General features: G+C 66.3%; 8 protein-coding genes. 1 reads left to right on the top strand and 7 read right to left on the bottom strand.

What is annotated here, in order from left to right; genetic code table 11:
* Positions 1-1,206 precede the first annotated feature (1,206 nt).
* The gene (locus ACLP25_RS04915) at positions 1,207-3,813 is read left to right on the top strand and encodes a hypothetical protein (protein WP_442468109.1); all 2,607 of its coding nucleotides are present in this window, start codon (positions 1,207-1,209) and stop codon (positions 3,811-3,813) included.
* Between the two features lie 55 nt (positions 3,814-3,868).
* Here the strand turns inward: ACLP25_RS04915 and ACLP25_RS04910 are convergent, their stop codons facing one another.
* The 7 genes from ACLP25_RS04910 to ACLP25_RS04880 all read right to left on the bottom strand — a co-directional run bounded on the left by ACLP25_RS04910 (position 3,869) and on the right by ACLP25_RS04880 (position 10,502).
* Positions 3,869-4,375: a hypothetical protein gene (locus ACLP25_RS04910; protein WP_442468108.1), complete on the bottom strand. Its 507-nt coding sequence runs from the start codon at positions 4,373-4,375 to the stop codon at positions 3,869-3,871.
* A complete protein-coding gene (locus tag ACLP25_RS04905; protein ID WP_442468107.1) occupies positions 4,372-5,682 on the bottom strand; it encodes a S41 family peptidase in 1,311 nt (436 codons plus the stop codon). The genes ACLP25_RS04910 and ACLP25_RS04905 overlap by 4 nt, the downstream gene beginning before the upstream one ends.
* Before the next feature lie 37 nt (positions 5,683-5,719).
* Positions 5,720-7,114, bottom strand: coding sequence for a S41 family peptidase (locus ACLP25_RS04900; protein ID WP_442468106.1), 1,395 nt, complete (start codon positions 7,112-7,114; stop codon positions 5,720-5,722).
* The gene (locus ACLP25_RS04895) at positions 7,111-8,436 is read right to left on the bottom strand and encodes a murein hydrolase activator EnvC family protein (RefSeq protein ID WP_442468105.1); all 1,326 of its coding nucleotides are present in this window, start codon (positions 8,434-8,436) and stop codon (positions 7,111-7,113) included. The genes ACLP25_RS04900 and ACLP25_RS04895 overlap by 4 nt, the downstream gene beginning before the upstream one ends.
* Before the next feature lie 65 nt (positions 8,437-8,501).
* On the bottom strand, positions 8,502-8,984 hold the full coding sequence (gene rlmH, locus ACLP25_RS04890; RefSeq protein WP_442468104.1) for a 23S rRNA (pseudouridine(1915)-N(3))-methyltransferase RlmH: 483 nt from the start codon (positions 8,982-8,984) through the stop codon (positions 8,502-8,504).
* 22 nt (positions 8,985-9,006) lie between these two features.
* Positions 9,007-9,324, bottom strand: a complete 318-nt coding sequence (rsfS, locus tag ACLP25_RS04885) for a ribosome silencing factor (protein ID WP_442468103.1) — start codon at positions 9,322-9,324, stop codon at positions 9,007-9,009.
* 179 nt (positions 9,325-9,503) lie between these two features.
* The gene (locus tag ACLP25_RS04880) at positions 9,504-10,502 is read right to left on the bottom strand and encodes an NAD(P)H-quinone oxidoreductase (protein WP_442468102.1); all 999 of its coding nucleotides are present in this window, start codon (positions 10,500-10,502) and stop codon (positions 9,504-9,506) included.
* Positions 10,503-10,741 lie beyond the last annotated feature (239 nt).

Below are 10,741 nucleotides of genomic sequence, written 5' to 3'. Positions count from 1 at the left end.
GCGCCCAAACCCTGTCGAGATCAGGATGTCTGAACCGAGTCGCGCCTCTGCGCGAATCGATTCCAATATGCCTTACGGAAGACGAATTGCAACTCTTAGTTGCCGGATGCAACCCAGAAATTTGGCGCCAGCCTGGATTCCGACGGCGCGCCAAACCCGGTCCTTAACCGTTTCTTCACCGTGACCATCGAATGATCGCCGCAGAGGCGTCGCGGCCAATCGCGCGCCGCTTCGCAAACCCCTGCGGCGGTCGAGGGCATGAGCAAGAGCACGGCGTGGGGCATTGCAAACGTCAGCCCTGCCGCCCGCAGCATCGCGGAACAGGCTGCAGATCGCGCGGGCCTGACGCTCGAGGAATGGCTGAACCAAGCGATTGCCGAGCAGGCGTTTAGCGCGCAGGTTGCGGAACCCAATCGCGCGTCCGTCGGGGAAGGCAGCGCCAGCGACGCGCTCGGACGTGAGCCAGTCGACGACTTTCTTCGTCCGGGGGTTGCGTGGCGTGCGTTTCGGATCGAGGGCGAATCGGCGCGGGACCTGCAGGAGCGGCTGAAGACAACCGCACAGCTCACGGCGCGGCCCGCGAATCGAGCTGAGGAGGTCGACTCGAGGTCTCGGGCGTCGAAGGATTCGCTGGTCGATCCAGGGAGCGGCGTCGCGTCGAGCGACGGAACGAGTCGGTGGGAGTCCGCGAGCGTGACCCGCGGACATGGAGGCCAACCCGCTTCTGCCAAGAGCCCCGAGGCGCGATCCTGCGGCAGACCAGACGCAGGGACCGCCTCCCCCCAAAACGCCGACTCACGTGAGCTTTCGATGGAACCGGCTCCGGCCGGGAATGCGCGTCCGACGCCGCGTCTGTTCAACCTGGAATCGGCGTTGTCGCAAATCACTTCGAGACGGCGAGCGCTCGACGCCCATCAGGCCCACGACGGCTTGGAATCGCACAGCGGGATCGCGCGAGACCCGATCCGCGCGATTGCGCAGGCGCCGCGCCCGGCGCCCTCGCCGCCAGCGGGAAGCTCGAACGTCCTTGGGCCACTGTCAGACGCGAGCCTTTCGCCCGCAACCGCGGGGCCTCCGTCTCCCGCCGGCGAACTGCTGCGAGGCCTTCGGACGCTCTCCGGAAAGCTGGAGGCGCTTCGGAGCGAATGGTCCGAGGGGAAAACAGGCGACCGCGAAATTGCATTGCTAAGGGAACAAATCTCGGCGGTGCGATCCTCCCTGCCGAGTCTGGCCCCCCGCGAAGCGGTCGAGGCGCTCGAAGCGTCGCTGGGCGCCTTGGTCCAGCGGGTCGACGCGCTGGGTCGAACGGAGCGCCGCCAACCCGCGCATGCCTGTATGGATTCCGTAGGGGACGAATTGGACGAGGCCTCTGGAGCCTACGACGCCAAGATCGTCCTGGCCGACATTGAGCGTCAACTTCAAGCTCTCGGCGCCAAGCTGGACGCCCTCGCCGATGCGGTCGTTCGGCCGGAGGCGATCGAACCCGTCCAGCGTCAAACAGCGGCGATGTACGACCTCCTCGCCGCCGCCGCACAGCGAGCCTCTCCATTCGACCATCTCGAGGCGCTCATTGTTGGCCTCGCCGATCGGGTCGAAGGTTTAGCGACGAGCGTCCCGCAAAACGTGGAACTGAGACAGGCGATCGATCTGCTGGCCGCGCTGGGCCGGCAGATCGAGAATGCGAACGCGCCTCGGGTTCTCGATTCGATCGAGCGGCGGCTCGGTGAAATTTCAAGTCGTCTGGATAGAGAAGCCGCGCCGGATCTCCATGACCTTGACGGCATGGCGCGGCGGATCGAAGCCGTGATGGAGCACTCGCAAATCGCCGCCAGAAGCGTGGAAGCCTCGCTGTCCGAGCTCAATGCGAAGCTTGAAGCCGCTGGCATGGATCGGCTCACGGAGTTGATCCGCGACTTGAACGCGAGACTTGAGGCCGCCGGGCTCCGAGAGCGCGACCTTAGGCCAATCGAGCAGATCCTTACGGAGATCGTCGAAAAGGTCGATCGCATCCCGGATGCGTGGAAAGACTCTGGCGCCCCGAGTTCGATCGACTGGGAGCTCAAATCGCTTCGATCGGCGATCGAAGAGGGCTTTTTGCCGCCTTTCGACCGGATTTCCGAAGAAGTGGCGCAGAGGCTCGAGCGCCGCTTTGGTGAGGCGATCCCCGAGCGGTTCGATCAATTGAATGACCGGCTTGACGCCATGTCCGGCCGATTCGGCGGGGTTGAAACGCTTGAGCGCGCCGCGCGAGACGTGTTGGAAGAGCTCCGGGGGCGAGAGCCAGCGGGCGGCGCCGATGTCGCGGAGCAGGTGTCGGCCCTGCGCCAGCAAAGCGCGAGCGCCGAGCGGCGGACGGAGGCTTTGCTACAGGGCATGCAGGACCTCCTCAACAGGCTGATCGATCGGTTGCCTGTTGACGATCCTGACCCGTCGTTGCCGACTGAACGTCGCATTTCGAATGAAGCGGGGAGCTTCAGCACCCGCGCGGCCGAATCCACGCCGCTCTCCGCGCTCAGCGAGATTCCGCTGCGTCGGTCGCGGACAAGGCTCGACCTCGGCGAAAGCCGGGCGAACCCGGCGCCGTCCCGTGAGCCCGAGGACGAGTTCCTGCTGGAGCCCGGCGCCGGCGCGCCGCAGCGCGTCCAGGCCGGCGTAGACGCGACCCAGACACCGCACTGGAAAACGAACCCAGCGGTGTCCGCGCATATAGCGGCGGCTCGTCGCGCGGCGCAATCCGCGGTTGCTGAAAACAGCGAAGCCAAGCCTTCGGCCGCATGGCCGCGGGTAGAGCGACATCTACAGCGCGCCAAACGGTTCACCATTCAACACAAGCGCTCGCTTCTGCTCGCCGCCGCGCTCGTGCTCGCTGTCGCCGCCGTCGCTCGGTTCATGGGTTCCCACGGACCATTGATTCAAAAGTCGGCGCTGGAAGGCCCGGCTGTAAAGGCAACGAGCATGCTGGCTCAGCCGCGCGCGCTGGGCGGCGCAGGAGCGGCGGGCGCGGCTCCGCCCTCGGTCGACGACACGCCGACGGGGTCCATCGTTCACGACTTCGGCGCGATCGAAAAGGGGTCGGAGCGCCAAACCCCGCCGCCGGAGCTCTCGACCGCGATCCCGAGCGGCGCGCCGGCCGCACTGCGAGAGGCGGTCCTCGCCGGTTCGCCGCCGGCGCAATACGATCTCGCGCGGCGTCTGTACGAAGGCCATGGACTATCGCAGGACCAAGCCGCGGCGGCGTTCTGGTTCGAACGCGCCGCGGCTGCGGGCTTTGCGCCGGCGGAATTCAGGCTCGGCGCGCTGTACCAGAAGGGCGTTGGGGTTCATCGCGACCCGGCCGCGGCGAAGCGTTGGTACACGGCGGCTGCGCAATCCGGCAACGCGCGCGCAGCCCACAACCTCGGCGTGATCAGTGCAGAGCCGGTCGGCGAAAAGCCCGACTACGCCGAGGCGGCGAAATGGTTCCAAAGGGCGGCCGAAATGGGCGTCCGCGACAGCCAGTTCAACCTCGCGGTCCTGTACGCTCGCGGTCTCGGCGTCGAGCAGGATCTTCGCCAGTCCTGGTTGTGGTTCTCGCTCGCGGCGGTTCAGGGCGACGCGGAGGCGGGAAGGAAACGCGACGAGGTCGCTGCGAAGATGGATTCCGACGCGTTAGCGGCCGCCGGCGACCTCTTGGCGAAGTTCCGAGCGACCGAACCCGATCCGGCCGCCAACGACATAGCCGCCGTTTCCCGGAATTGGGTGGACACCGTCCAACCAGCTCCGGCGGCGGTGGCGCCGCCTTCCCGCGGCAGCGGATCGCGGTCGGGCCCATAACCCGGCCGCGATCGCTCGAAACCCGCGTGTCGCCGGCCAGTCAGCGCCGCAGACTTCATTCGTCGGGGGTCACGATCACAGCGATGTCGGCGTTCCTGACATTGCTGAGTTGTACGTCGAGGGGCCGCCCAGGCAGGTCGAACTTGACGCTCTTGCGCGCGCCATCACAGCCGAGCGCGCCCGAAAATGCTTTCGGGTGAAGGAACACGCCGTTGTCGATGACGTCGATCCAGGCCTCGGAGGCGAGCGTAACCCGGTAAAGGCCCGGCTTCGCCGGAGCAGCCAGGGTAAAGTGGCCGGCGAACGATGGCGTAGCCTTCGGCGCCCGCTCCGGCGCGTGCGGCAAGGCCGCATCGGCGAACGGCGCGAGCTTCAGGGTCTGGGCCGAGCTGTAGCGTAGCGCGCCGCCAATGGCGACGACACTCTTCGTCGCGGCGTTCAGCTCCGCGCGATCGCTTTCAATCGACCACCGAAATGCGTTGCACCCCGTCGGCTCGTCGGCTGCCGCAAGTCCGGGCGCTCCCAGCAGGGCCGCGGCCAGGATGAGACCCCGCAGTGTCATTGCGATGTCACCGTCGCGGCCGGGCTCCTAAGCGAGTCGGGACTTGCGCCGTGCAGCAGACTGATCGCCGCCTGCAATTGGGTGTCCTTGAGCTTGTCCGGCGGGACGTAGGCGTCCGACCCCTTCTCCTCTTCGGGGCCATTCCTGAGGTGGCCGTAGAGCGAGGCTTCTCCAAGACTCGAAACCTTGCCCTTGAGATCGTCGGGGATATTCTCGACCACCTCGACGTCCGGCTCGATGCCCTTCGCCTGGATCGAGCGTCCCGACGGCGTATAGTAGCGCGCCGTCGTCAGCTTCAACGCGCCCTCGTCGCCGAGCGGCAGAATCGTTTGCACCGACCCTTTGCCGAACGAGCGTGTGCCGATAAGCGTCGCCCTCTTGAGGTCCTGCAGCGCCCCCGAGACGATTTCCGATGCCGAGGCCGAACCGCCGTTGATCAGGACAACCAGCGGTTTGCCTTGCGACAGATTTACACCCGGCCGGGCGCTATAGCTCTGCTGCTGGTCAGTGTTGCGGCCGCGCGTGCTGACAATTTCGCCGCCGTCGACGAAGGCGTTGGTGATCTCGACCGCCTGATTGAGCAATCCGCCGGGATTGTTGCGCAGGTCGAGGATGTAGCTCTTGAGCTTGGCGCTGCCGGGGTCGCTGCGGAAGTGATCGAAAGCCTTGCGCAGGCCGTCGTAGGCTTCCTGATTGAACTGGGTGATGCGGATGTGGCCGACGTCTCCGCCCTCGACATGCGAGCGGACCGATTGGACGTGAATGATCTCGCGGACGATCGTGTATTCCTTGACATCCTTGTTCACGCCGCGCTGGACGAGAAGCCGGACGCTCGACTTTGCCTGGCCGCGCATCTTGTCGACGGCTTCCTTGAGGGTCAGGCCCTTGACCGGCGTCTCGTCGATCCGCGTGATGAGATCGCCCGACAGAAGCCCGGCCCGGGCGGCCGGGGTGTCGTCGATCGGACTGACGACTTTGACGAGACCGTCCTCCATCATGACCTCAAGCCCGAGACCGCCGAACTCTTCGCCCTTCATGCCGGTCTGGAAGTCCTGCAGCGCCTTGGGATCGAAATAGGTCGAATGCGGGTCGAGCGAGGCAAGCATGCCGTCGATCGCGCCCCGGACGAGCTTATCGTCGTCCGGTTTTTCCGCGTAGTTGCTTCTGACCCTGTCGAAAACCTCAGTAAACAGAGGCACTCCGCTGGTCGAGCTCGCCGTCGCCGCTCTGAGGACGCCGTGCGACGCCCCTGTCAGCGCGGCGCCTGCGACGGCCCCGATGATGAGGTAGGAAACCCCTCTCGGCATGACTTTCCGTTCTCTCCTCGACAGTGGGTCGACGACGTCAGTTGGGTTTGGCGGCGTCGGCCGGCGTCGACGGCGCGGAACCGTCGGCCTTGCCGGTCTCGACGTTCGGCTTGCCGGCGTCCGTTTCGGCCGACGCACTCTCCGGGGGCTTGACGCCGTGCAGCAGGCCGATCGCCGCCTTCAACTGCTTGTCGTCCTTTTCGTCGGGCGGCACATAGGCCTGGGAGGCTGTGGTGTCTTCCTCCCCGTTCGCCAGATGCCCCTTGAGCGAAGCCTCGCCCTTCATGTCGTCCTTGCCCTTGAGGTCGGCGGGGACGTCCTCGAGCACCCGGTAGTCGGGCTCGATGCCCTTGGCCTGGATCGATCGGCCCGACGGCGTGTAATACCGCGCGGTGGTGAGTCGAAGCGCGCCGTCCTGACCGAGCGGCATGATCGTCTGCACCGAGCCCTTGCCGAAGGAGCGCGTGCCGATGAGGGACGCGCGCTTGTGATCCTGCAGCGCGCCGGACACGATCTCGGAGGCGGACGCCGAGCCGCCGTTGATGAGCACCACGACCGGCTTGCCGCCGGAAAGATCGCCGCCCGGACGGGCGTCGAACCTCTGGGTCTCGTCGGGCGTCCGGCCCCGGGTCGACACGATCTCGCCCCGGTCGATGAACGAGTTCACCACCGCGATCGACTGATCCAGCAAGCCACCGGGATTGTTGCGCAAGTCGAGGATGTAGCCTTTGAACTTGTCCGCCGGGATCTCGGTCTTCAGCTTGTCCATCGCCTCCTTCAGGCCGTCCCCCGTCTGTTCGGTGAACTGCGTGATGCGAATGTAGCCAATGTCGTCGCCTTCGACGTGTGAGCGGACCGATTGGACCCGGATAAGGTCCCGCACGATCGTGTAGTCCTTGACCTCCTTCTTGGGGCCGCGGACGATCTTCAGCTTGACCGGCGAACTGATTGCGCCGCGCATCTTCTCGACCGCCTGGTCGAGGGTGAGACCCTGGGTCGGCGTCTCGTCGATGGCGGTGATGATGTCGCCGGACATGATTCCGGCCTTTGCCGCCGGCGTATCGTCGATCGGCGTGACGACCTTGATCAGACCGTCCTCCTGGGTCACCTCGATGCCCAGGCCGCCGAACTCGCCTTTGGTCTGGACCTGCATGTCTTTGAACGCCTTGGCGTCCATGTAGCTCGAGTGCGGGTCGAGGGACGAGAGCATGCCGTTGATCGCGGCCTCGATCAGCTTGGACTCGTCGGGCTTTTCGACATAGTCGTTACGGATCTTGTCGAACACGTCGCCGAACAGGTTGAGCTGGCGATAGGTGTCGGCGGCGGCAGCGTTGGCGGCCGGGCTGAGGTAGGCAAAGGTTTGCGGCGCCGCGAGCGTCACGGCCGTGCCGAGAACGACGCCCAAACCCAAAAGACCTGCATTCCGATTCATCCGTGCGCCTTTTCGATGTCTGTCTTCGCCCACCACGGCCCCGGATCGATCGCCGTTCCGTCTTTTCTCAGCTCGATATAGAGAACGGGACGGGAAGCGCCAACTGCGGCCGCCGCAGCCATCTTCGTCGACCCGTCGCCGACCACGCCGACGGGCTCTCCCGATAGAACGGCCTCACCACGGGATACGTAGGTGCGCTCCATCCCCGCCAAAAGAACATAATATCCTTCGCCCGCGTCGATTATCAAGAGACGCCCATAGCTCCGGTAGGGCCCTGAATAGAGAACCGAGCCGTCGGACGGCGCGGAGACCACCGCGCCCGGCAGGGTGGCGACCAGGATTCCGTGTTCCGTGCCGCCAACTCCGTCGGAAGAGCCGAACGCCTTAAGAATTGCGCCGGCGACCGGCAGCGGCAGTCGCCCTTTGGCGGTGGAGAAGGCGACTTCCGGGTGAAGCAGGACAGGCTGGAGGTCGCGCGCCTTCTCGGCCTTGACCTCGATTTCACGCGCGGCGTGTTCGTCGGCGGAGCGGGCGGCCTGCTCCTGAGCCTTGCGCTGCGCTTCCTCGGCCTCGATCCTTGCGATCAAATCTTTGAGAGTCGCGGCCTGATTGGCGAGGTCGGCTGCGCGTTTCTGCTGCGAGCCGAGCGCCGCCTCCGCGGAAGACAGCGATTGCTCGCGCGCGTCGACCAACGCGGCGAGGCGTTCCTTCTCGTTCGACAGAGTGGCGACGGCCTTGGCGAGGCCTTCGCGCTGCTCGGCAATTGATGCGCGGGTCGACGACAGGTCCTCGATGTCGTGGCCGAGCCGCTCGGTCTCGGACTTCAGGTTCGCGCTCATGGCGCTGAGCAGCGTTGCCGCACGCACCGCCTCGGCCATGTCGCCCGACCGGACCAGGATCGCCGGAGGAGGATTTGCGCCCATCCGCTGGATGGCGGCGAGAATCTCGACGATCGCGCCATGGCGGTCCTTCAGCGAACGGCTAAGCGCCGCGGCCTTGTCGTTGAGGCTGGTCAGGCGCTGGTCGGCGGCGACGACGCCCCTCTCCGAGTCCTGCACGCGCGCCGTCGTGGCGATGAGCGCCTCCATCAGTCGCGCTCTGTCCATCCGAATCGATTCGATCTCCGACTCGATGTCGCGGCGCTGGCTATCGGACGCCCGAATGGTGTCCTCCACGCCGCGCAGTTCCGTTTCCTTGTCGGCCTTCTGTTGCTCCGCGTTCTGCTGTTCGGGCGTCGCCGCCGGATCGGCGGGGTCCGCGGAAGCGGGCGCAACGACGCCCAGCGCCGCGCCCAACGCCGCGGCGCAGAGCGCGTATCGCACGCCTCTCGCTTCCATCACCCACATGACGCGTCCACAATCATCAAATCTGGCCGGAATCGCGGCCATCAGGCGCGATGATAAGGGTGGCCGGACAAAATCGACAACGCCCGGTAAATCTGCTCGGCCGCCATCACCCGCACGAGTTGGTGCGGCCAGGTCATGGTCCCGAAACTGATCACCTTTTGGGCCTTCGCCCGAAGTGGCGGCGACAAGCCGTCGGGACCTCCGATCACGACTACGTAGGCGCTATGCCCCGCGTCGCGCGCTCGCGCGATGTCCGACGCCCACTCCTCGCTGCTCGGAGAGACGCCCCGCTCGTCCAGCGCGACCAGGACGTCGCGCGGCGCGAGAGCCCTCAAAATCGTGGACGCTTCGTCGTCGCAGCGGTCCTCGGGCCGCCGCGCCCGCGACTCGTCGATCTCGCGCAGATCGACGTCGGAGACGCCAACCGACCTCGCCATTCCCTTCAGCCGCGTGAAATAGCGCTCGAACAACTCGCGTTCCGAGCCGGCCTTCAGCCGTCCGACGCAGATCAGCGCGATTCGCACCCGCGGGCCCGCCCCGTCCGACTCAGACGGCTCTGGCTTCGCCAGGCCGGTCGGCGCCCCATATCTTCTCGAGGTTGTAGAACTGACGCACGTCCGGGCGAAAAATGTGGACGATGGCCTCTCGCGCGTCCAGCAGAACCCAGTCGCACAGAGGCACGCCTTCGACCTTCGGCGCAGGGAAACCGGCCTCACGGCAGGCCTTGATCACCCGATCGGCGATAGCCCCCACATGCGTGCTCGACCGTCCGGACGCAATGATCATCCGGTCGGCGATCGTCGTCTTGCCGACAAGATCGATGGCAATGATGTTGTCCGCCTTGGCGTCTTCGAGACTGGTCAAAATGACGTGCGACAGCGGATCTAGCGTCCCTACGCCTGCCGAGGACTTTTCGGCCTTCCGCGTCGTATTCGGATGGGGCGTGAATGTCAGCGTCGCGTTCCTCTCGACGCGGGATCGAACGGCCCGCGCTCAGCCCCTAGATTAGGCGAAAGCACAGGGCTTTCAAGCCTCGACCGGCTTCAGACCGTCAAAACGATCTTTCCTACATGCGCGCCGTCGTCGATCCGCGCGTGCGCCTTCGCCACGTCGGCGAGCGGGAATACGGAATCGATGACGGGTTTGCATCGTCCGGCTTCGAGCAGCGGCCAGACTTTCGCCTCCAGCGCCTCGGCGATGACCGCCTTTTCCGCGGGCGAGCGGGGACGTAGCGTCGAGCCGGTGTGGACGAGCCGCTTCTGCATGAGCGGCCTGAGGTCGATCTTGGGCTCCGGCCCGCGCAGGAAAGCGATCTGGACGATCCGGCCGTCTGTGGCCGCGGCGGCGTAGTTGCGCGCCACGTAGTCGCCCCCGACCATGTCGAGAATCACGTTCGCGCCGCGTCCCCCGGTCGCCGCCAGGGTTTTCGCGACAAAGTCGCCGGCGCGGTAGTTGACGGCGACGTCGGCGCCGAGCCGCTGGCATGCGGCGGCCTTTTCGTCCGAGCCCACCGTAGCGATCACCGTCGCGCCGAACGCCTTGGCGAGTTGGATCGCCGTCGTGCCGATCCCAGAAGTCCCGCCGTGGACGAGCAGCGTCTCCCCGGCCTTGAGCGCGCCGCGGTCGAAGACGTTGGTCCAGACGGTGAAGTAGGTCTCGGGAATCGCCGCGGCGTCGACGGCGGTGAGGCCCGCGGGCAGCGGGAGGGCGTTCGATTCGTGCGCGAGACAATATTCGGCGTAGCCGCCGCCCGGCACGAGCGCCGTCACCCGCGCCCCTTCCGGGAACCGAGAGGCGCCGGGGCCGCGCGCGACGATGACGCCTGCGACCTCGAGGCCGAGGATGTCGCTCGCGCCGGGCGGCGGCGCGTAAAGGCCCATTCGCTGGAGGACGTCGGGCCGGTTCACCCCTGCGGCCTCGACCTTGATCACGATTTCCCCGGCTCCAGGGACCGGAATCGGGCGCATCTCGATCGCGAGCGCTTCGGGACCGCCCGGACGGACCGCCACGACGGCGCGCATCGTCTTCCGAGGGTCGGTCATAGCGCATCTCCAGCCTTGGACGCCGTCTTCTCCGCGATGAGCGGGCGGGCGTCAACCGTTCACAGGGACGCGGATCGGAGGCTGGAATTCGATCGACGAGGGAGACATCGCGCGGTCTTGGCGGAGCTTGGGGGATTGAACGAAGCCGCTATCGCGGCGGAGGCGGAAGCGAGCGGGTGAGGGGCGGGATGGAGTGAAGGTCCTCCTGCCTGAGAGGATGGGGTGTTCAAAGCCCACTC

Source organism: Roseiarcus sp., assembly GCF_052145395.1.
Lineage (GTDB): Bacteria > Pseudomonadota > Alphaproteobacteria > Rhizobiales > Beijerinckiaceae > Roseiarcus.
Note: the sequence above shows the minus strand (reverse complement) of the source record. Positions and strands in the feature narration are given on the sequence as shown.